This is a genomic window from Siphonobacter aquaeclarae, from assembly GCF_900103285.1.
Classification (GTDB): Bacteria; Bacteroidota; Bacteroidia; order Cytophagales; family Spirosomataceae; genus Siphonobacter; species Siphonobacter aquaeclarae.
The window spans coordinates 638,085-660,572 of record NZ_FNGS01000002.1; the positions used below are offsets into that span (position 1 = coordinate 638,085).

Annotated in this window: 18 protein-coding genes; 7 read left to right on the forward strand and 11 right to left on the reverse strand. The window is 55.5% G+C overall.

The genetic code is table 11. The annotated features are described in order from the left end of the window. Window positions 1-152: 152 nt before the first annotated feature. A complete protein-coding gene (locus BLR09_RS06180) occupies window positions 153-1,331 on the forward strand; it encodes a TIGR03364 family FAD-dependent oxidoreductase (RefSeq protein WP_093199146.1) in 1,179 nt (392 codons plus the stop codon). A 131-nt stretch (window positions 1,332-1,462) separates the two neighbouring features. Here the strand turns inward: BLR09_RS06180 and BLR09_RS06185 are convergent, their stop codons facing one another. The 9 genes from BLR09_RS06185 to BLR09_RS06225 form a co-directional block, all read right to left on the reverse strand. Next, on the reverse strand, window positions 1,463-3,376 hold the full coding sequence (locus tag BLR09_RS06185) for a TonB-dependent receptor plug domain-containing protein (RefSeq protein ID WP_093199149.1): 1,914 nt from the start codon (window positions 3,374-3,376) through the stop codon (window positions 1,463-1,465). A gap of 128 nt (window positions 3,377-3,504) precedes the next feature. Then, window positions 3,505-4,848 carry an AMP-binding protein gene (locus BLR09_RS06190; protein WP_093199151.1) on the reverse strand — a complete coding sequence of 448 codons (1,344 nt, stop codon included), beginning with the start codon at window positions 4,846-4,848 and terminating at the stop codon, window positions 3,505-3,507. Continuing rightward, complete coding sequence (locus BLR09_RS06195; protein ID WP_093199154.1) at window positions 4,845-5,969, reverse strand: thiolase family protein; 1,125 nt, start codon at window positions 5,967-5,969, stop codon at window positions 4,845-4,847. Before BLR09_RS06195 ends, BLR09_RS06190 begins: the two co-directional genes overlap by 4 nt. An 11-nt stretch (window positions 5,970-5,980) precedes the next feature. After that, window positions 5,981-6,667: a hypothetical protein gene (locus BLR09_RS06200; RefSeq protein ID WP_093199156.1), complete on the reverse strand. Its 687-nt coding sequence runs from the start codon at window positions 6,665-6,667 to the stop codon at window positions 5,981-5,983. A 143-nt stretch (window positions 6,668-6,810) separates the two neighbouring features. Continuing rightward, a complete protein-coding gene (locus tag BLR09_RS06205; protein ID WP_093199159.1) occupies window positions 6,811-9,390 on the reverse strand; it encodes an ATP-binding protein in 2,580 nt (859 codons plus the stop codon). Window positions 9,391-9,409: 19 nt separating this feature from the next. Beyond that, window positions 9,410-9,784, reverse strand: a complete 375-nt coding sequence (locus tag BLR09_RS06210; protein WP_176785473.1) for a response regulator — start codon at window positions 9,782-9,784, stop codon at window positions 9,410-9,412. 335 nt (window positions 9,785-10,119) lie between these two features. Beyond that, on the reverse strand, window positions 10,120-11,550 hold the full coding sequence (locus BLR09_RS06215; protein WP_093199164.1) for a circularly permuted type 2 ATP-grasp protein: 1,431 nt from the start codon (window positions 11,548-11,550) through the stop codon (window positions 10,120-10,122). 145 nt (window positions 11,551-11,695) lie between these two features. Beyond that, window positions 11,696-12,175, reverse strand: a complete 480-nt coding sequence (gene msrB / locus BLR09_RS06220; RefSeq protein WP_093199165.1) for a peptide-methionine (R)-S-oxide reductase MsrB — start codon at window positions 12,173-12,175, stop codon at window positions 11,696-11,698. 63 nt (window positions 12,176-12,238) lie between these two features. Continuing rightward, window positions 12,239-13,168: a Ppx/GppA phosphatase family protein gene (locus BLR09_RS06225; protein WP_093199167.1), complete on the reverse strand. Its 930-nt coding sequence runs from the start codon at window positions 13,166-13,168 to the stop codon at window positions 12,239-12,241. A 183-nt stretch (window positions 13,169-13,351) separates the two neighbouring features. On the opposite strand from BLR09_RS06225, the gene rpsU reads away from it, so the two are divergent. Beyond that, the gene (rpsU, locus tag BLR09_RS06230) at window positions 13,352-13,546 is read left to right on the forward strand and encodes a 30S ribosomal protein S21 (protein WP_093199169.1); all 195 of its coding nucleotides are present in this window, start codon (window positions 13,352-13,354) and stop codon (window positions 13,544-13,546) included. Between the two features lie 722 nt (window positions 13,547-14,268). On the opposite strand, the gene BLR09_RS06235 is transcribed toward rpsU, so the two are convergent. Beyond that, a complete protein-coding gene (locus BLR09_RS06235; RefSeq protein ID WP_093199172.1) occupies window positions 14,269-14,931 on the reverse strand; it encodes a phosphatase PAP2 family protein in 663 nt (220 codons plus the stop codon). Window positions 14,932-15,144: 213 nt separating this feature from the next. On the opposite strand from BLR09_RS06235, the gene asnS reads away from it, so the two are divergent. Next, the gene (gene asnS, locus BLR09_RS06240; protein WP_093199175.1) at window positions 15,145-16,599 is read left to right on the forward strand and encodes an asparagine--tRNA ligase; all 1,455 of its coding nucleotides are present in this window, start codon (window positions 15,145-15,147) and stop codon (window positions 16,597-16,599) included. 108 nt (window positions 16,600-16,707) lie between these two features. Here asnS and BLR09_RS06245 read toward each other — a convergent pair whose 3' ends face one another. Then, on the reverse strand, window positions 16,708-18,348 hold the full coding sequence (locus tag BLR09_RS06245; RefSeq protein WP_093199178.1) for a C1 family peptidase: 1,641 nt from the start codon (window positions 18,346-18,348) through the stop codon (window positions 16,708-16,710). Window positions 18,349-18,493: 145 nt separating this feature from the next. Here BLR09_RS06245 and BLR09_RS06250 point away from each other — a divergent pair, with 145 nt between their 5' ends. The 4 genes from BLR09_RS06250 to BLR09_RS06265 all read left to right on the forward strand — a co-directional run bounded on the left by BLR09_RS06250 (window position 18,494) and on the right by BLR09_RS06265 (window position 22,447). Beyond that, window positions 18,494-19,579, forward strand: coding sequence for a complex I subunit 1/NuoH family protein (locus tag BLR09_RS06250; protein ID WP_093199180.1), 1,086 nt, complete (start codon window positions 18,494-18,496; stop codon window positions 19,577-19,579). Between the two features lie 114 nt (window positions 19,580-19,693). Next, window positions 19,694-20,107, forward strand: a complete 414-nt coding sequence (locus BLR09_RS06255) for a hypothetical protein (RefSeq protein WP_143011036.1) — start codon at window positions 19,694-19,696, stop codon at window positions 20,105-20,107. 167 nt (window positions 20,108-20,274) lie between these two features. After that, the gene (hemH, locus tag BLR09_RS06260) at window positions 20,275-21,312 is read left to right on the forward strand and encodes a ferrochelatase (RefSeq protein ID WP_093199184.1); all 1,038 of its coding nucleotides are present in this window, start codon (window positions 20,275-20,277) and stop codon (window positions 21,310-21,312) included. Between the two features lie 4 nt (window positions 21,313-21,316). After that, a complete protein-coding gene (locus BLR09_RS06265; RefSeq protein WP_093199186.1) occupies window positions 21,317-22,447 on the forward strand; it encodes a cysteine desulfurase family protein in 1,131 nt (376 codons plus the stop codon). Window positions 22,448-22,488 lie beyond the last annotated feature (41 nt).

Consider the following 22,488-nt stretch of genomic DNA (forward strand, 5'->3'; position numbering starts at 1 on the left):
ATCCTGTGCCGTCACGGCTTGCCGCTAATACGCCGCCAGGACCGCCGAAAGGCAATAATTAACGGTTTGTTAACGCGCCGCTTCGCGCGCATTCTTACTTTTGCGTCATCAAAAGTTTATAAATACTAAACATTCTGGTTTCGTATTCCGCTATGAGTGAAAAAACATACGATTTTGTTGTGATCGGCGGGGGAATTCTCGGCACCTTTCATGCCTATCATGCCGCCCGGCTGGGCCTGTCTGTCCTGTTGCTGGAAAAAGATTACCGTCCCGTTCAGGCAACGGTCCGGAATTTCGGGCAGGTAGTACCGTCCGGAATGGCTGGCAAATGGTTTGACTACGGCCTGCGCAGCCTTCATTTTTACAAGGAAATGCAGGCGTCATTCGACTTATCAGCCCGCGCGAACGGTTCCGTCTATATTGCGTCAGACGAAGACGAAGCCCGGCTCCTGCATGAAGTAAAGGCATCGTTTGATGCCCGCGGGTATGCTTCTGAGCAGCTCACGAAAGGCGAAACCCTTCGCCGCTACCCGTCTGTACGGCCGGAATATGCCCGGGAAGCACTCTTTTTCCCGGACGAAATCTCCGTTGAACCCCATCTTCTTATCAACCGTATCCACGCCTATCTCCGCGAGCGCTATCCCAACCTGACACAGCGGTTTGGCACGGCGGCGGTTGGCTGCGAACCTGCCGGCGCCGGCGCGCAGGTAACGCTTGCGGGTGGCGAGCGGATTTCTGCCGGGAAGGTGTTGGTTTGCGGCGGAGGGGAATTCGGCCTGCTGTTTCCGGAAGTCTTCCGGACCAGCGGTATCATCGTCAGCAAACTGCAGATGATGCGCATCGCGGCGCCTGCCGGATTATCCCTCCCCGGCAATATCCTCACCGGTCTGACCATCCGTCGGTATGAATCGTTCGAAACCTGCCCATCCTACCCGTCTCTTCAAACGCCGGAACACCTCCGTGAACTGAAAGATCAGGGTATTCATATTCTGTTCAAGCAGGCGACGGACGGCTCCATTATCCTCGGCGACTCCCATTCCTACGCCGGTATCGGCGAAGTGGAAAACCTTGGTTTTCAGTCGGATGCCTATATCAATGAGTTAATGTTCCGGGAAGCGGAACGCATCGTCGGGTTCCCGGTCCGTAACCTGATCGAATGCTGGTCGGGCTACTACCCCCAGCACGCCGACGGCATCTTCGAATACGACGTCGACAGCCATATCCACATCCGTACCGCCATCGGCGGCAAAGGCATGACTGCCAGCGGCGGGTATGCGGAAGAGGTGGTGAGGGGGTGGTTTGGGGGAGAGAGTTTAGGGTTTAGGGTTTAGGGTTTAGGGTTTAGGGTTTAGGGTTTAGAGTTTGAAGTTTAGAGTTTTGTTGGAGAGCGACTCTCAGTCAGTCTCCTTTCCCATCCAAACCCTAAATCCCAAACTCTAAACTTCAAACTCTAAACAATCAACTACCTCAACGTCAACCCCACCCCTCCCGATACCCACCTGCCGGGCTGCTGGACAAAGCCATGCTCGTAGTAGGTCTGGTTGAGGAGGTTGGTGCAGTCGAGAAAGAGGCGGTAGGCCGGTCGTGACCAGGATACGCGGGCGTCGACCAGGTGGATTGTCGCATAGGGCTGCGGAGGCGTCGTGGCATCCCACTGGTAGTCGCCCTCCCGCTTTTTCAGCGTATACCAGGTATCCAGGCTCAGGCTTTTGGCAAGGCGGAACGTCAGCCCTACGCTGGCCTTGTGCCGCAGGTAGTTGAGGGTGTAGAACGACTGAAAATTCGTCTGTTTTTTGTCGGCCCAGATATACGCATAGTTAGCCGATACCCGCTGCAGCCAATGGGCATCACGGCCGGTCAGCGTCGCTACGTTCAGTACATAAGATACTTCTGCCCCCAAGGTATTCAGGTCCCGGATGTTTTCCATGCGGGGTACTGTAAATTCCGGGCGCTTGATTTTGTCGATGGCTACGCTTGTTTGCCGGTAGAAGACGGAGACAGTCGCCTGCACCGCGCCGGTAAACCGCTTCGCGCCCAGTTCATAGCTCCAGGCTTTCTCGGGTTTGATATTCGGATCGGCAACGACCGTCGAGGAGTTCAGGTACATCTCCGTAAACGTCGGGTACCGTACCGAACGGTTGACGCTTCCATACACGGCCAGTTTTTCACTCACCGAATACGATACATCCAGCCCGGGGTACCATTCGTTGCCGAACTGGGAGTTCATGTTGAAAAGCGTTCCGACGGCCAGCGTCACCCGGTCCCACTTTTTCAGCTGTTCCAGGTACCAGTTGACATTGTCGCGGTCTTTTCCGAAGGTGTAAAAATTACCGAAGAAACCCGGCACTTCCTTTTTGCGGGAAAGGCTGTCGCCCAGGCGGTTACTGATGATACTCTCCCGTCTCCACTCGGCTCCGAAGGAGGTTACGCCGAGGTTGCTCGTCCATTTGTTCCGCCATTCAATGTCCCAGACGTTGGTCTGGTGAAAGTTGATGGCAGATGGTTTTGTTTCCCGGTAATTATCAAAATCATACATATCATAATGCCGCCGCCAGGAGCCGGTGAGGCTCGACACAAAGGCACCTGAAAACTGCTGATCTACCCGTGCTACAACGTAATTCTGCCGTACCTGTTCATACTGATTGTAGTATTTCGGGTGATAAAAATTGGACGCTCCGAACTGGTTGTCCATCCAGCCGCCCTGCAGGTCGATCGTGGTCCGGTGCAGGTTCAGTGTGGTATGCCCGTAGAGGTTGTGGCGGTCAAAGGCAGTGTTTTTTGCATAGCCGTCGCTGTGGATTTTCTCAACGGCCAGTAATGTCGACTGGTTTTTGGTAGCTACACTCGCCGCCGCGCCCAGCTGATAGAGTCCGTACTGCCCGCCGGCAGCGTTGACTTTCACCTGCGTAGGCTGGTTTTTCTTCGTGATGATGTTGATCACGCCCGAAAAAGCACTTGGCCCGAACACGCGCGACGCGCCGCCCTGCAGTACTTCGATCCGCTCGATCAGATCCAGCGGAAACGGCAGATTGAGGGTATGGTGGCCGGTTTGGGGATCGTTCATTTTGACGCCGTCGACGAGAATCAGCGTCTGGTCAAAATTGCCGCCGCGGATGCTGATATCCGCCTGAACGCCAAGCGGTGCACGGGAGCGTACATCCACGTTGAGCGCATACTGAAGGATCCCGTCGAGGGTTTTGACCGGCGCTTTTTCAATGTCTTTTGACGTGATGACGGTGACATTCCGGCCGGTTTTGCGGATATCCGTCGGTTGCAGACTGGCAGTGACGGTCACTTCCGACAGCGTGCGGGTACTGTCCTGGGCCTGACTGATAACCGGAAGAAGAAATATAACGCTAATAAATATACGTTTCATGTATTGATGGGAATCGGATAGCCGGGTATCCGCTTTGGGGCGCGGAAACCGGCGTCATCCATGAAAAAAAGGGAATAGCTTTCCGGGGAACGACAGGGCGCCGTTCCGGAAAAAACAGTTGAAAAGACTCAGAAAGCAGGCTCTTCTTCTCCCGCAAACAAATGAACAATAGCCTGGTAATCCAGTTTTCCGCTGTCCATACGGGGAAGATCCCGGCATTCCAGTATCCGCCGCGGCTGCTTGGCCTGCGGCAGGGAATGCAGGAGGTGGTCCTTCAGCTGACGGTGGTACCCGGAAGAGCGTTCTCCGGGATAGGTACAGCTGAAAGCCAGACAAATATCATGCGACAGGTCGTCGCGCAGCAAGCCTACCGCAGCAACATCCCGGATAAAGGACAGTTCCCGCGCGCAGGACTCGATTTCTTCGGCAAAAACATTCAGCCCCCGGCGGTTAAACATCCGTCCGCCGCGTCCGAGCAGAATCAGGCGGCCGTCTTCGATCAACCCCAGGTCAAAAACCGTATTGACACCCCGATAATCCGGTGATACATAAGGACTTTCAACAAGAATCTGTTGATCTGACAGCGTAATGGTTACGCCCGGAAACGCTTTGCCAACGGTATATCCGTATTGCAGGATATCGTCGTTTTGCTGGTAGCTCACGTGCCCGAGTTCGGCGGCGCCGTAGTATTCGGTCAGCAAAGCATTCGGGCAGGTCTCCCGAAGCTGCCGCGCTGTAACGATGTCGAGCTTCTCACCGGCGCTGACGAGGGAGCGCATCTGCTCCAGGGTACCCGTCTTTCCTGACCACAGCCGGTAGTGCGACGGCACCATGAACACCGACGTAATCCGCTCCTCGCGCATGCGGAGTGTCCATCCGGCGGCAGATTTCAGCGAGGCCATGACGACGGTTCCTCCCAGCCACAGCACGTGCAGGGCAGCGTTGAGGTTTGCCGAATAGCTCAGCGCATCGAGGATGAACAGGCGGTCATCTGTATCGAGGCCGAAAATATCCGACTGATGCGGAAACGCCGACACCCAGCTCTGGTAGTCTTTCCAGATGACCTTAGGCGTACCTTCCGTTCCGGAGCTGAGCACACCGAGAAAGCGGTCTGACAGCAGACCCGTTTTCCATTCCGGCTCAGTATCAGATGGTTGCAGTACTGTTTCGTCGGTCAGGGAAAAGGCGCTGAACAGGCCGGTCAGCGCGGAGCAATCCGTAGCTGACAATTGCCGGGAGCCGAATAGCGTCGCTTTTCCAGCCGCCATCAATGCCAGCAGGTCGAGCAGGGCTTCCTGCGGGTCCTTGCGGATAAGCAGTACGTTGGTCTCCCGGATACCGGCTGATATAGCTGCCGCGCGTCGCCGCACCTCTTCCACCAGCGCGCCATACGACAGCCGGCTGTCGCCATAGACGACAGCTTCTTTCTCAGGGTATTTCCCTGCCGTATGGAGGATTTTCTGCAGAATCACGGTTTCAGTTGTTCGATCAACAGAGCGGCGCCAAGTCCGCCGGCTACTCCCGCTGCCACGAGTCCCAGGCGACTGCCGGTATGCTTCAGGGCGAGCGTCAGATGGAGGGTATTGAGAAGGCCGGAAGCCCCGAACGGGTGCCCGTAGGCCAAATTGCCCCCAAATATATTCACTTTTTCGGGCGAAATGCCCCAATGCTTCAAAAACGCGAGGGGTTTGACAGCAAACGATTCGTTGATTTCGAACAGGTCTATGGTCGAAACGGAAATACCCGTCTGGCGGAGAAGCTTTTCCGTTGCCCAGATCACGCCCAGCGGCGCGAGGCCCGGAGGACCGCCTGCTACGGCCGAAGCGACAATCCGGAACGACGGCTGTATGCCGGTCTGCTCGCAGAAGGCTTCGTTGCCCAGCCAGTATACCCCGGCGCCGTCGTGCAGGTGTGCCGTATTGGTATGATCGATGAGGGACGACGTCTGAGTAGCAGCCAGTTGTTCAAGGGAGAGTCCGGGCCGGACGGCCTGGTCTGCCGTCTTTCCGTTAACAGGATGAATAATTGTTTCGATTATTTCCCGGCTGCTACCAGCCCGCTCGTGGCTGCGTATGGTCCAGGCCATCATATCGGCCTTGGACACCCCGAATTGTCCGGCGGCGCGGGCTGCAGCTTCTGTCAGTTCGTCGGGCCCGGCGGAAGAGGGTACGAACGACGCTTTGGTAAAGTACGTCGCCTCGTCCACAAACCGAAAGTCCCTTGGGTGGTACTGCCGTTTCGGCGCAAGGCTATTGCTTTCCATGCCGCCGGCGAGGACGGCTGTCGACAATCCGCTCTTCAGCTGGGCTTCTGCCGCGATCAGGGTACGCAGGCCGGCGCCGCATTGCATATCCAGTGTGGTACCAGGCAGTTCTTCCGGAAATCCGGCTTCCAGCAGGGCATAGCGGGCCATGTTGCCGCCGGTACCGAGGGCAACGCCGGCGAGTACCTCGTCGACCGGCCAGTCGGGATGCCTGTGCCGAAGTTCCCGTAACAGGGCTGCGAAGAGGTGTTCGGGAATAATGTCCCGGTAGTAGCCGTTGGCTTTTCCGACGGGTGTACGGAGTCCTTCCAGAAGATAAGCGTTGGGCATTGGCAAAAGGATCAGTCGGCAAAGGACGATCTTTTTTTCTTCGCCCGCCAGTATTTCACATCATCCACGATCCTGTCCAGGAATATCGCCGTGCCGATACTCCAGAAAAACCCGTCGTAATCAGTCCGGGGAGTATTGCGAAAAATGGTCTTCCTGTAGCCCACAAGGCCGTTGAGGCCAAACCACCGCAGCGGCCGGATACCAAACAGCGGCGGAACCTTATAGCTCGCTGATAGGCCCGCACCGACCGGTATAAAGCCGCGCTTGCTGGTGCGGACGTTCTCGCCCGATGCTTCGTCGAATACTTCCAATGTAGAGCGTCCGTACCCCGCTTCGGTGACAATACTCATTTCCCAGGTTTCCCGCCGGATCAGAAAAGGTTCGTAGTAGACCGTCCCGAACCAGAGGTGATCTTCGAGGCGGTGGATGGGATTGCCGGAGTGATCGACCCGGTTTCCGTCGTACCGGTGGGTCAGAAAGTAGCCGCCGATGCCTAGTTTGTATTTGTCGTTGATGAGCAGTCCGCCGCGGTAGCCCCAGATATTCACCGAATTTCCCTTGATAAACGAAAAGCGCTGGTCAAAATCGGTCGTTGGCTTCAGGCGGGTCTTTCGGGTACCGGTCGAGTCCGTCTCGAAAAAACCGCTGGCGTGCAGGGAGACCAACATACCGAAACCGATCAGAAAAGCCTTTCGCATGGGGAAAATTCATCATTTGGGGGTTGGACACGTCACGAAAGTATTCGCTTAATTTCAAACCAAAACCCGTGCCATTATCCTCGCATTTTTCCCGGAGCCGGGTAGTTCCGGCACTATGACGCCCCGGCGAGTACGCAGAGGTCTTACCGCCCTGAACTCAGCAAGGTATTACGGGCTTCTTCCACGAGGGGAAAGAGAAGATTCATTTTCTGCGTGGCTTCGTCGACCAGCGGTTCGAGAGACCCAATGTCCATGCCGTCGCGGTTGGCCATTTCCTGCAGGCGGATAAACAGGGGTACGATGTGATCGGCGCCGATCATCTGAGCGGGCGATTTGAGGGCGTGGGCGATTTTCCCGACTTCCGGAACATCCAGCTGCTCGATCGCCTTTCGGAATTTCTGCAACTGCCGCGGCGATTCTTCCAGGTATACCGACAGCAGATCCGCCATGGCTTCCTCGTCTCCGCCTGTCACCTCGTGGAGGTAATCCAGTTTGAGTGCCGGAACTTCTTCGGCTGGCTGACTGGCGGTACTGACCACAATTCCCGGCGTGGTTATCTGCAGTTGCCGGCGAACGATCCGATACAAATCCGCCATCTGAAACGGCTTCGAAACAAAGTCGTTCATCCCTACTTTCAGGCAGTGTTCGCGCTCGCCGACCAGCGCGTGCGCCGTCATAGCTACGATGGGGATATTCAGCTTGAGGGTATTCCGGATTTCCCGCGTGGTTTCGTACCCGTCCATCACCGGCATCTGAATATCCATCAAAATCAGGTCGTACCGGTTTTCAGCGAGTTTTTCGAGCGCTTTTACTCCGTTTTCAGCGATGTCGGAAGAATAGCCCATGCGACCGAGGACGGCCGTCGCGAGCTTCTGGTTCATCGGATTGTCTTCAACAACGAGTACCGAAATCGACTGGTGGCCGTCGAACGACGAAATCAGCGGCAGCAATTCTTCCGTTTTATCCAGCTCAGATACTTCATACGGAATATCCACCACAAACCGGGAACCGGCTCCGGGGGTACTTTCCACCGAAATCCTTCCGCCCAGCATTTCCACAAGTGAGTGAACAATGTTGAGCCCCAGTCCGGAACCGCCGTACTGACGGGTCGTGAAAGTACTCTCCTGGCGGAACCGCTCGAAAATATGCGGGAGTACTTCGGAAGGAATACCGATGCCGGTATCCTTCACTTCCAGGCGCACCCACATGTGCTTGCCGGCCTGCTGGATCTGGTGGATGGAAATATCTATCCTTCCCTTTTCCGTAAACTTGACGGCGTTGGAGGCGAGGTTGAGCAGGATCTGGGTAAGACGCGTCGGGTCACCCAGTACTACTTCCGGCAACCCCGGATCGAGTTGTACGTTCAGTATCAGTTGCTTGTCGAGTACCGACGGCTGCAGCATAATCCGGATCGACTGTACCAGGGAGTTGATACTGAATGGAATATGCTCAAACTGAAGCATCCCGGCCTCTATTTTGGAGATATCGAGGATGTCGTTGACGATCGTCAGCAGGTTCCGGCTGGCGGTATTGACGGCTTTGAGGTACTCTGCCTGCTCGGGGTTCAGCGGGGAGGTTTCGAGTAATGTCGTAAAACCGATGATGGAGTTGAGCGGTGTCCGGATTTCGTGGCTCATGTTCGCCAGGAAGTTCTCTTTCATGCGCGCTACTTTCTCAGCCATTTCCTTCGCTTCCTGCAGGCGGGTATGCGATTGCAGGCGATCAGTGATGTCTACGCTGACCAGTACGACGTGCAGGAGCTTGCCATCCGGATCGAAAATAGGGTGAGCGGAATTGAGAAACAGGCTTCGCTTGCCATTGAGGCGAACCTCCATATCGTCGACCTGGGAAGATATCCCCTGCAAAGCCTTCGCATACGGACGGTCTTCCACCGGATACAGCTCGCCGGTCGGAAAGCGGTACACCGGAAACGCCTTTATCTGTTCGGAGTAGGTAGTCGGCGTATTGTCGAGCAGTGTCCGGACGCCCTGATTGGTGTAAAAGACATTGCCCTGGGCGTCATATACTGTAATGGCAGCCGGTACGGCGTCGAGTACCTCCTTCAACCTGAACTCGTTCTCTTTCAGCTCTTTATACAGCCGCTTCCGGGTACGGAGCAGGCGCAGCAGAAGGCTTACGGCAATGAGGACAACGACAATTGCGACGAGCGTTCCGAGGATAATACTCAGGACGGCTTCGTTGGCGGATGTTTCACTTTCCTCCACCCGCTGGGTCAGCAGGGTTTCTTCGCTGTCCTGAATCTCTAATAAAAGAGTACGGAGGGCGTATGTTTTGTCGAGATAAACGCGCCCGGAGTCCAGGCGGGGCGTCCCTCCGGCGATTTCATTGCGGACGAACAGTTCCTTTCCCAGCGCCAGCTTTTCTTCCAGCAAGTCGTGAAAACGGAAAAACCGCTGACGCTGCAACGGACTTTTGACGAAGTCTTTCAGGTCGGCCGACTGAGCGCGGAGCTCCTTGGCATTGCGGTTGAAATCTGCGAGAAAATAGGGATTCTGGCTCAGGAGGTGCCCGCGAAGGTCGTTGTCAATATGCGTGAGCCGCGTATCGATCTGTTCTGTTTTCTCGAGAATAACCCGCGTATGGTTGATCCAGTTGTTGGTCGTAACGAGCCGGCGTATGGTCGTGTAGCCGTTCAGGCCGGTCAGGATTTCAACAAAAATCCCACCGATCAGCAGCACCAGAATCCATACTTTCGTTCGCATGTCCGTTCGGGTTGAGAGGTTATAAGCCCACAAGGGCGAGAAGGGACGGCAACTGAACCGGCTTCAGCAGGGTACCGGTGATGACCCCGGAATCCCGTACAAAAGGGGGCACATCGTCTCCTGACATCAGGTAAATCGGCACCGCCGGATCAAAGGCACGGATTTGCTGCGCGGCTTCGAAACCATCGAGGTCAGGCATCTGGTAATCCATCAGAATAAACCGGAAAGAATGCTCCCGGGCAAACGCCACGGCATCCTGCCCGCCGTCGGCCGTTTCTACTTCGGCCTGAGCGCGGGTGAGCAGTTTTTTGAGGATCTGAAGGTTCAGCCGGTTGTCGTCGACAAGCAGCACACGAAATTCATTCAGATCAGGGACATGGTCAGGTGAGGACATGCTCATGTGGCGGCATAAACGCTAGTCCGCAATATACGAACAACTACCCGGTTACGCCAACGACCTGATCGGGCGCATACGCCGGGGTTCTTGCGAATTGATAGTCAAGTAACAGAAAAATCGCGGGCTTTGCCAACCTTTTTCCCGCGGGCGATTCCGCTTCATGCGGGGCTGCTTATCAAATAACTATACCAGACCGGCCCGGTGCTCAGCAGGAAGGCGACCGGCAGGCTGTCTTCCCGAAAAGGCTGTTTCCTTTTCTATCAATTGTCAATAAAAAAAGCCTTCGGCAGGGCGTTGCCGAAGGCTTTCAAAGGGAACGGTTACGATCCGTTTTACCACATCACCCAGGTATCCTTGCTGCCGCCACCCTGGGAGGAGTTTACGACGAGCGATCCCTTCCGGAGGGCTACGCGGGTGAGTCCGCCGGGAATCACATTGATGCCGTCGCCGTAGAGGATATACGGGCGCAGGTCAACGTGCCGGCCTTCAATGGCTCCGTCCATCAGGCAGGGCACGCGGGACAGGCTGATGGTCGGCTGCGCGATGTAATTCCGGGGATTTTCGCGGATTTTCCGCCGGAAGAGTTCATGATCGGCTTTGGTTGCTTTCGGACCGATGAGCATGCCGTATCCGCCGGCTTCGTTGGCTTCCTTGACGACGAGGTTTTCGATATTATCGAGTACATATTTCCGGTCCTCTTCTTCCCGGCAGATGTACGTCCGGACGTTGGGAATGATCGGCTCTTCGTCGAGGTAATACTTGATGATCCGGGGAACATAGGCATAGATAACCTTGTCGTCGGCTACCCCCGTACCTGGCGCGTTGGCCAGGGCTACGCGCCCTTTTTTGTATACATCAAAAATACCGGGGATACCGATAAGGGAGTCCGGATTAAACGCCTGTGGGTCGAGGAAGGTATCGTCGATCCGGCGGTAGATCACGTCGACAATCTGGAAGCCTTTGGTCGTCCGCATTTTGACGTACCCGTCGTGCACCACCAGGTCCCGGGTATCCACCAGCTCCACCCCCATCTGCTGGGCGAGGTAGGAATGTTCGAAATAGGCCGAGTTGTAGATACCCGGCGTGAGTACGCAGACGGTCGGGTCGGGCCGGCCGGCGATAAACTGCAGCATTTCGAGCAGGCGGCTGGGGTAATCAGACACCGGCCGGATATCGGTACGGGCAAATACTTCCGGGAAAGTCTGCTTGAGTAACTCCCTGTTTTCCAGCATATATGACACGCCGGAGGGACAGCGCAGGTTGTCTTCCAGTACCATGTACTGCCCGTCGTCGCCCTTGATCAGGTCTGTTCCGGTAATATGGCACCAGATCCCTTTCGGCGGCTTCAGGCCGATGCAGGGCTTGAGAAAACATTTCGAGGATTCGATCAGGTCGCGGGGGACGACGCCGTCGTTGAGAATATGCTGGTCGTTGTAAACGTCGTCAATAAACATATTGATCGCCGTAATCCGCTGGATCAATCCCTTTTCCAGCTTGCTCCAGTCGGCGCTCGGGATGATTCTCGGGATAATATCTACCGGCATGATCCGCTCGGTACCTTCGTTTTCGGAGTACACGTTGAAGGTAATGCCCATGGCCATCAACGCCCGTTCGGCAGCCTGGTGCCGGCGGGTCATCTCTTCGTACGAAAGCTGCTCGCTCCGCTGCTTGAACGCCTCGTAGCCGAGACGCACGTTTCCGTTGGCATCGAACATCTCGTCGTAAAATCCCTCCGTCTGGTAATTGGAATAAGAAAACTGCATAAAGGCTACCGGATAAATTTCTCAGGAAAACAGACCATATCCACTATAAAAACAAGATGGATTCGGGAAAATAACAAACACTATTAGGCAATACAAGAAAATACCCGAATAATATTCCGACACCTATTCTCCAAAGACAGGCCGTCTAATGGCCTTTTTCAAACTGAAGGGCCGCGGAATTGACGCTGTAGCGCGGTTTGCCGGGTACGTCGGTATACAAGTGCCCGAGGTGCGCGCCGCAACGGCTGCAGACCAGTTCGGTCCGGTTCATGCCATAGCTGGTATCCTTGATTTCTTCGATGTTCCGGCCGCTTACCGGGCGACTGAAACTCGGCCAGCCGGTACCCGAATCGAACTTGGCATCGGAATGAAACAGCTCGTTGCCGCAGCATACGCAACGGTACATGCCTTTTTCCTTGTTGTTGAGGTACTTACCGGCAAACGCCCGCTCGGTTCCTTTCTGCCGCGTGACGTAGTATTGCTCTGGGGTGAGTATCCGCTTCCATTCGGCATCCGTCTTCTCAACGGGATAGCGCTTTCCGCCGTCCTGAGCGAAAACCGCCATCGCCGGGAGCGACAGAAGCAAGGTGCCTGACAGACACCGGAGAAGATCACGTCGTTTCATGTTCAATCGTTGGAAACGGAATGTACGGAAAAAGGCCGTTTCCCGTACCTGCTTTTACTTTTTTTAACGGGCCATACGCGCCAGCATTCCTTCCTTCATTGCCCAGGTGGATACCCGTATTTTCGACAAGCCGTATTTGCGTAACAGAAAGGCAATCAGACAGGTACCTACTACAATCATACCGGCGCGGTAGCTTTTCATACCGGGTATCTGCAGGCGCTCGTCGAACGTGGAGGTCAGTACCTGTTCATACGACTGCGCAAAGGAGTCGGCGCTCAGGTCGAACGATACCTGTGCAGGGTCGGGCAGGTTTCCGTGGGTCCGGGCGTACTCCATGTCGACGAGGGTTTCAAAGGAACCGGCGCAGCCGATCAGCTCAACGGGCTCATACTGGTGCACGGCGTTTGTCAGCGGAACAAGCTGCTGTTCGAGGTATTCGTTGAGCTTGCCGACGGAATCCGGGAGAATGGGATCGGTCCGGTGAAAACGGTCCATGAGCCGCTGCCCGCCGATTTCGAAGCTCTGCTTCCAGAACAGTTTTTCGCGGTTGGCGAGGATGAATTCGACGCTGCCGCCACCGATATCGACAATGAGGGAGGTCTTGTCTGTCAGCGGCAGACCCGCCCGTACGCCTTCAAAAATCAGACCGGCTTCTTCTTCTCCGGGAACGATGACCACGGGAATTTTCGTCTCGTTTTCGATCCGGCGGCAGAACTCTTCCCGGTTGGCGGCATTCCGGACAGCGCTGGTGCCCAGTGCCAGGATATCATCGGGGCCGATCTGGTACTGATCGGTAATTTCCCGGAACGAACGGAGAACGGCAATGGCCCGTTCGATGCCTTCCGGCGAAATGATTCCCCGGGAGATACCGCCCTCTCCGATCCGGGCCGGCTGGCTCGAATCGTGGAGAATGGCAAAGGCCTGTCCGCCGGTTTCGGCAATGAGCAATTGGAAAGTATTTGTTCCGAGGTCGATAATGGCGATACGCTTCATGCAGTTCCTGATCGCCGGGCCTGAAGCACCGGCATTTGAAAGTCAGCGGGTTAGAAAATCCCTTCCCGCGCGAGGAGAATTATCCGTCAAAGTTGGAAACAAAAGTCTTGAAATTCCGAACCCATTCCCTATATTTGCATTCCTGTTTTGGAGTTGTACTTATCAAACTGCCGAATAACTATCATGATTATCGTTCAGGTTAAAGAAAACGAAAGCATTGACAAGGCCCTCAAACGTTTCAAGAAGAAATTCGAAAAAACGGGTGTTATGCGTGAGCTTCGTTCACGTATGGCGTTCCAGAAGCCTTCAGTGACTCGTCGTACCCAGGTCATCAAGGCGGCTTACCGCCAGAAGATGCAGGAAAGCGCACAACAGTAGTCTAACTGTCTCGATAGCTTTGACAGCCATCCTTTTGTCGGGGATGGCTTTTTCTGCTTATGGCTGTAGACTATTAGCAATAGGCTTTAGGCAGTGCGCTGCAGGCCTGCTGTTCTCCGTAATAGGCTTTTCTTCATCTAGAAGCTTATGGCTGCAGGCGTTAAGCAATAGGCTGTAAGCAGTGCGTTACAGGCCTGCTATTCTGCGGGGAGAGTTTTTTCATTATTCAAAAGCCTGTTGCTCCAACTCACCTCAAACCACGAATAAACCCACCGCTCCGCAGGATCACGCGCATCTGCTCTCCAGGCCCCAAAGCTTAAAGCCTATCGCCTACAGCTTACAGCCTAAAAATACAGATACTAGGCTGTAAGCAGTGCGCTACAGGCCTGCTATTCTGCGGGGAGACTTTCATTATTCAAAAGCCTGTTGCTCCAACTCACCTCAAACCACGAATAAACCCACCGCTCCGCAGGATCACGCGCATCTGCTCTCCAGGCCCCAAAGCTTAAAGCCTATCGCCTACAGCTTACAGCCTAAAAATACAGATACTAGGCTGTAAGCAGTGCGCTACAGGCCTGCTATTCTGCGGGGAGACTTTCATTATTCAAAAGCCTGTTGCTACAACTCACCTCAAACCACGAATAAACCCACCGCTCCGCAGGATCACGCGCATCTGCTCTCCAGGCCCCAAAGCTTAAAGCCTAAAGCCTATCGCCTACAGCCTAAAAATACAGATACAACGTCACCCCGCACACCAAAAACCCCAGCACGAAACCCGCCAGAATCTGCCCGGGAGTATGCGCGTTGAGGCGGAGGCGGGCGCTCATGAGCAGGCCGGCGAGGAGAATCACCACCAGCAGGGGTTCCAGGAGCGTTGTGACGCCGAGGCGGACCGTCAGGGCCAGCAGACCGCCGACAATCCCGCCCATCCCGGTGGCATGCGCCGAAATCTGCCAGTAGAGGCTGACAAACGCGACACAGGAGATGGAAAACGTGACGCTGGCCATCACCACCGTGAGCTGCGGCAGCAGGCTGAGGTACCGGAACGATGCAAACGAGAAGACCGTATACAGCAATACCACCACGAGGTACGGAATCCGGCGATCAGCCAGGTTTTCCATCGTGAGGCTGCGGATCAGGCGGAATTTATGCAGGATAAAAAGCAGGTACGCCGGAATCAGAAACGTAAAAAAGAACACGAGCAGCAGCAATCCGCCTTTAAAGCTCAGTTTCAGTCCGAAAAAATCGATCGATTGCTGTGCGTTGAACACCTCGAGATTCGAAATGGCGACGGGAGCGGCGAAAAAAATGATTCCGAAAAACAACGTAGGAACCAATAACGGATGCAGCAGGTACGACAGCAGTCGGGCGATACTCGTGTTCAACGCAGTCAGGGCTTTGGTAGTGACGAACGCAAAGGTAGGGTTTAATCCGGTTGACGGAAGACCTCCCCGGCAGACTTTGTTCGACCCCTTCCGAACGATAAACTTCCCCTGCTAACTCGCCGATTTATTTTCAGGAGTACGCCGAAGCTCCTAATTTTGCAACCCAGTTCATCAGTCCGGACGGCCGGGAGGCCGTTCTTCACCGAAGTTCACATGAAATACCAAATCAAAGACTACCTCCGTCACCACGGATTTGTGGGACAAACCATTACGGTTCAGGCCTGGGTGCGAACCAAACGTGAGAGCAAAAGCGTCAGCTTCATTGCCCTTAATGATGGCTCTACCCTGAATAATCTCCAGGCCGTGGTGGATGCAGGTGTCGTTGCCGAGGATATTCTCAAGCTGGTGACGACCGGTTCCTGCATTGCCGCTACCGGCGAGCTCATCGAATCACAGGGGACCGGCCAGTCGGTCGAACTCAAAGTGACGGCCCTGGAAGTATACGGCACCGCTGATCCCGATGCCTACCCCCTGCAACCCAAGCGGCACTCCCTCGAATTCCTCCGGGAAATTGCCCACCTGCGCCCGCGGACGAACACCTTCTCGGCGATCTTCCGGGTACGGCATACGCTTGGCTACGCCGTTCACAAGTACTTCAACGACAACGGGTTCTTTTACTGGAACTCCCCCATCATCACGGGGTCTGACGCCGAAGGCGCCGGAGAAATGTTCCGCGTGACGACGCTCGACCCGAAAAACCCGCCGCTGAAGGAAGACGGTTCGGTCGACTACAAAGAAGACTTTTTCGCCCGTGAAACCAACCTGACCGTTTCCGGCCAGCTGGAAGGCGAGCTCGCAGCGCTCGCCCTGGGCAAGATTTATACGTTCGGACCGACGTTCCGGGCCGAAAACTCCAACACAACCCGGCACCTGGCCGAGTTCTGGATGATCGAGCCGGAAATGGCGTTCTTCGACCTGATCGATAACATGGATCTCGCCGAAGACTTTGTCAAGTATGTCATCCGGTATGCGGTCGAAAATTGCGGCGACGACCTGGCCTTCCTCGAAAAACGCCTTCTCGAAGAAGAAAAGAACAAGCCGCAGAACGAACGCAGCCCGATGCCGCTGCTGGAGAAACTCCAGTTTGTACTCGACAACGACTTCGAACGCGTCACCTATACCCAGGCCATTGAAGTCCTCCTCCAGTCGAAACCGCACAAGGAAAAGAAATTCCAGTATCCGGTGGAATGGGGTATCGACCTGCAGAGCGAACACGAGCGCTACCTCGTTGAGAAGCATTTCAAAAAGCCGGTGATCCTCACCCACTACCCCCGGGCGATCAAGGCGTTCTACATGAAGGAAGAAACCGAGCAGGTCAACGAGAAAGGCCCGACCGTCCGTGCGATGGACGTGCTTTTCCCCGGTATCGGCGAAATCATCGGCGGCAGCCAGCGGGAAGACAACCTCGACAAACTCGTTGCCCGGATGAAGGAAGTAGGTATCGAACCTGAAAGCATGGACTGGTTCCTCGATACCCGCCGCTTCGGATCGGCTCCGCACTCCGGCTTCGGTCTCGGCTTCGAGCGCCTTATCCTGTTCGTAACCGGCATGGGCAACATCCGCGACGTGATTCCTTTCCCGCGTTTTCCTAAATCTGCGGAGTTTTAGAGCAGAGGGCGTGGGGCAAAGGGCATGGGGTGAAACTCCGTGCCCTTTGCTTTTTTTGCAGGGGGCAAGGGGCAGAGGGCATGGGGTGGCTACCCTCTGCCCCATGCCCTATGCCTTCTGCCCCACCACCCCGAACTTCCTCCCGCCCCACTGCGTAACGCCGGAGAAGAGCTTGTCTTCCCAGGTATGGTACAGGAGTTCGAAGGGCTGGTTATTCGTGGGTGAGAACGGAATGGACAAAGACAGCACATGCTGCTGGGCCTGATTCACCAGGCCGGATACGGATAACGTCCGCCCGTCGGACGCCCGGTAAGTACCCGTCACAAACAGCAATCCGAACACACCGGACGAGATATTCGAAAGGGTGAGTACGCCCTGCCAGCCGTCGTGGTTCATGTGCCATTGCCCCAGCCATTCGCTGCGGCTGAAGGTATTCGAAGGCTGGTGCGGGAACGTATCCCGGTTGAGGACAACACCAAACGGTATATTATTCCAGAACGTCTTTCCGGCACCCAGCCTCGGCGCCCAGGAGAAATTGTAGGTATCGAAGCGCTGGCCGACAAACAGGGTCCCCGGCACAACTCTTCCCTCGTGGTCGGCTACATAGCAGACCATACCCTGCCCGTTATCAACGAAGTACCCGTTTACGTCAAACTTCTTGCCGTCGCGGTAATAGTTGCCGAGTTTGGTCGGCGCATTCGGATCTGTGTTATGGAAGGAGGTAAACCGCCGGATGGTGAGACTTCCCCGCCAGCCGTCGTGGTCCATTTTCCAGTTTCCGATCCATTTGGATTTCAGGTCGGGAGCAGCCTGAATATCATCCACATCCGTGATGTAAAAACCGGTAAACCACTGGCCGGATACCCGGGTAATGTAATCGTACGTCAATTGCAGGTACTGATTACCACCCCATGAGTTTTTGACGAGAAACGTCTGATTATCCCGGTCAAAGCCAATGATCAATACCACGTGCCCACCTCCTCCCGCACCTGCCGGATCGAATTCATAGACATTGCGTGTGGCATTATACTTCCATTTGTAAACGTCTATGTCGATCACTACTTCGTGGTTATTGAGCAGGACGTTTTCGATGTTCTGCGCGGTAACCGTCGGCAGCACACCCCACGATTTTACCCGGTAGCGGCACTGGTGACGGGCTTCCTGGGGAATATTGCGGAAGTCGAATTCGAATGTATCCAGTTGTTCCTGCGTGGATTCCCAGTCGAGATTACCTGCCGCCGGAAGCTGCGTTTTCAGGGCGTCCAGGTCGGGCTGATCGAGGTAGGGAGCGAAGCGCTCTTCGCAGACCGGCAGCCGGGTCATCGTTTCGACGATCCCCGCATTCCCCTGCGCGCCCCAATAGGAGCTGTTGTTCTCGTGCCGGACCGCGCTGGTGACGTAATCCGGGTAAAGCTCCACGCACTTCGCCATGTGAAACAGGTACTGTTCCGACAGATCGAGCGAGACGCCGTACTTCCGCTTATAGGCCGCCTCCAGGGCGGCAATACCGGCAAACGCCCAGCAGCTGCCCCGGCCACGCTGGTCCCGGATCGGTGTCTGGTACGCTTCGAGCGAGTATCGTGTCCGGGGAAAAACCGGAAACGGAATCGGCTTTGCGAACTTTCCCACCCGCTTTTTGAGCAGTTTCAGATCTTTTTCCAGCTGCAAAACGGGCGAGATGACGAACTCCCGTCCTTCGGGAGAAAACGCCTTTCGGGGCGAGGTGAGGAATTCTGGTTTGACAGGCATGGCTGGTTCTTTTTGAAACAAAGGAATGGCGCCTGCCCACGCCGGTAAATCCCCATTTTTGGGGACATCTCTTCCAATTTTATACCTGTTCTAAAGAATATAGCCCCGGTAGATTAGTTTTGCAGCGTACTAATCGGTTTTCGTTTTGCTTCCATCGCTGCTCATCTGCCTTGCCCTGACCCTCGCCAGCGTTGTCGTGGGTGTTTATGCCGAGCGAAAACTGTCCGGCTTTATACAGGACCGGATGGGCCCCACCGAAGTAGGTCCGTACGGATTGCTGCAGTTGGGCGCCGACCTCATCAAACTGCTGCAGAAGGAAGACATTATTCCGTATCTGGCTGATCGTAAGCTCTTTCTGATCGCGCCGGGCCTGATTTTTACAGCAGTTTTTCTGGGCTATGCAGTGATACCGCTCGGTCCGGACTGGATTGGGTCGGCCACGTCATTGGGCGTTTTCTGGCTGATGGCCATTGTCTCCCTCGACGTCATTGGTATTCTGATGGCCGGATGGGCCTCCAACAACAAGTACTCCCTGCTGGGCGCAATGCGCTCGGTGGCACAGATTGTCAGCTATGAAGTGCCCCTGGGGCTGGTTGTGCTCTGCGTCGCGATGCTGAATCAAAGTCTTGACCTTCAGGAGATCAGCTTCGGGCAGGGTATCTACACGCCGCATCCGGTGTATTTCTTCGGGATCAAGAGCTGGGGCCTGGACGTCACCGCGGCGGGCGGTTTCCTGAGCTGGAATATCTTCCGGATGCCGCTGTTTTTTGTTGCTTTTATTATTTATTTCATCGCTTCCCTGGCGGAGTGTAACCGCGCGCCGTTTGACCTTCCCGAGGCCGAATCCGAGCTCGTCGGCGGTTTCCATACCGAATACTCCGGCTTCCGCTGGGCGCTGGTATTCCTGAGCGAGTATGCAATGATGCTGCTGGTGAGTATGCTGGGCGTGGTACTCTTTCTCGGAAGCTGGAATACGCCGCTGCCCAATATCGGGCCGGTACGGCTGGCCGACTGGACCTCCGGCGCGCCCGGAACCATCCTCGGTGGTATCACCGGCCTGGCATGGCTGCTCATCAAATCGGCGGTACTGGTCTTTGTACAGATGTGGGTACGCTGGACATACCCCCGCCTCCGCGTCGATCAGCTCATGTACCTGGGCTGGAAAGTACTGACACCGGCGGCACTGCTCCTGGTCTTTCTGACGGGAATCTGGCGGTTGTGGATGGTATAGGGCGATAAATACCTGCGATTGGGATAGCTGTTACCGTCTGCTAATTTTTTCCCGGCGAACCTTCCGAGGTTCTTCTGTTTGCGTATCTTAACCAAAAATTCCATCCCGATTTTCATGAAACGTTCGCTTTCTCTCGTGCTGATGCTGGGTCTCTATGCGTGTGGTTCGGGAATTGCCTGTGGCTGCTTCGAACCCGGGCTGGAAACCGGAAGGTACCTCTTCCGCAATTTTCTGACTGATCCGGTAAGTCAGGTATACTCCTCGCGGATTACTGTTCTTTCAGGCAATAAGTTTGTTGCCGAAGGTGCCGGTAAAAAAGCGAGCGGCGACCTGCTCAACGCCGGCGGCTCTGTCGCTTTTCTCAATCCGGCTTACTCAGGGACGGAACCCGATTCGGCCGGTCAGCAGTTCAATACACGGTACTTCAGGCAACTGACCGCCGTCAAACAGTACAACGTCCGCGGCGATACCCTCATCCTCTTCGAAACTGCTCTGCCCGGACCGGGAATGGTCTTTATCAAAGAATAGCCATTTGCGCCACCTATACATTGATCAGCGGAATTGATTTTTCTGATCCGGGAGTGCCGTCTACCTTTGTACCGCCTGAAGGGCATTGTTTTTCTGCCCGGAAACATTTCCGACATTTAGGAGTTTGTGCAGTATACCCGAAAGGGCACCCGCACACATTTAAAGCTATGCAAGCCAATCAGAGCCGTAAAACCGGCGTTTTACTGGTCAATCTCGGTACGCCTGACAGTCCGGAAGTACCCGATGTCCGGAAATACCTCCGCGAGTTCCTCATGGACGAGCGGGTCATCGATATTCCTTTTCCCAATCGCTGGGCACTCGTCAACCTGATCATCGCGCCGTTTCGTGCGCCCAAGTCCGCCAAAGTTTACAAGGAGCTATGGGAAGAACGCGGATCACCCCTGAAGTTTTACGGGGAAGACATTGAAAAGATGTTGCAGGCGCATTTGGGCGACCGCTATTTCGTAAAACTGGCCATGCGGTACCAGAATCCCGGTATTCCGGAAGGGCTGGCGGCTTTTCAAAAGGCGGGGCTTTCGAAAATTGTCGTCGTACCCTTCTTCCCGCAGTACGCGTCGGCAACAACCGGCTCCGTTTACCAGAAAGTCATGGACGTGGTTTCCGGCTGGCAGACTATCCCCGAAATCACGTTTACCAATACCTTTTTTGACCACCCGAAGTTTGTCGAGCATTTTGCTACCGCCGCCCGTAAATACATCGCCGAGCGCCCGTACGACTACTTCCTTTTCAGCTACCACGGCGTGCCGGAACGGCAAATCCGCAAGGGTGACGTATCCGGGCATACGTGCCAGTTCGGTGCCTGCTGCGAAACGCTCCGCGCCGATAACCGGCTGTGCTACCGGGCACAGTGTTTTGAAACGACCCGCCTGCTTGCCCGCGAGCTGGGCCTGAAGGAAGGCACCTACAGCACTGCTTTCCAGAGCCGGCTCGGAAAAGATCCCTGGATTCAACCCTATACCGAAGACATGGTCAAAAAGCTGGCGGCGGAGGGGAAGAAAAACGTACTTGCTTTCAGCCCGGCTTTCGTCGCCGACTGCCTCGAAACGACCATCGAAGTAGGCGAGGAATATAAAGAGGTTTTTGAAGCCAACGGCGGCAGTCACTGGCAGTTGGTGGAAAGCCTCAACAACAGCCCGCTTTACGTTGAACTGCTCGCCGACCTCATTCACCAGCGGGAATCCTGAGCAGATGGAACGACCTGTATACCTCGACTACAACGCTACTACGCCCGTAGACCCGCGCGTACTGGAAGCGATGTTACCCTGGTTTACAGATCAGTTCGGCAACGCGGCCAGCAGCCACCACCTATTCGGGTGGGAAGCGGCCGCCGCGGTCGAAGAAGCCCGGCGGCAGGTTGCGCACCGGATCGGCGCGCATGAAAAGGAGCTGCTTTTCACGAGTGGCGCAACGGAGTCCAATAACCTGGCTATCAAAGGGTTATTCGAATCTTCTCCCGATAAAAAACACCTGATTACCGTTCGCACCGAGCACAAGGCCTTGCTCGACGTAGCCGCCTGGCTCGAAACACGCGGCGTTTCTGTCACCTACCTCGAAACAGATACGGAAGGCCGCATCACAGCCGATCAGGTCGCCGGCGCCCTGCGACCGGATACCCTGGCGGTTTCTGTGATGTGGGCCAATAACGAAACCGGCGTACTTCAGCCGGTCGGCGAAATCGGGGCACTATGCCGGAAGGCCGGGGTCTGGTTTCACACCGATGCCACCCAGGCGGTCGGGAAAGTGCCCGTCTATGTCCCGGCAGCGCACATTGACCTGCTGAGCTTTTCCGCACACAAACTATACGGCCCGAAAGGTATCGGAGCGCTTTATGTCCGGAAAGGTACGCCGCTCGCCCTTCAGATGCATGGCGGCGGACACGAGCGCGGGCGCCGTTCCGGAACGCTCAACGTCCCGGGTATTGTCGGCTTTGGTAAAGCCTGCGAGCTGGCCGATCCGGACCTCTCAGCGCTGGCTCTGCTGCGCGACGAGCTCGAACGGGGAATCCTCTCCGCCGTACCGGGTACTCGTGTAAATGGCTCAGTGAAGTACCGGCTGGCCAATGTGAGTAACCTTTCTTTTCCGGATGTCGACGGAGAAGAGCTTCTCCTGCAACTTTCCCGCATTGCCGTTTCAAATGGGTCGGCGTGTACTTCGGCCTCCGTTCTGCCCTCACACGTACTCAAGGCCATGGGTATCAGCGACGAACGCGCGCATGCATCCATTCGTTTCAGCCTCGGGCGGTTTACCACGCCGGAAGATATCCGCTTTACCCTCCGGTATGTGGCCGGTATCGTGGCTGATCTGCGGCGCAGCTCCTGACCGCGAAAAGCCCTCCCGGACGCTGTTATCTCGGAAAATCT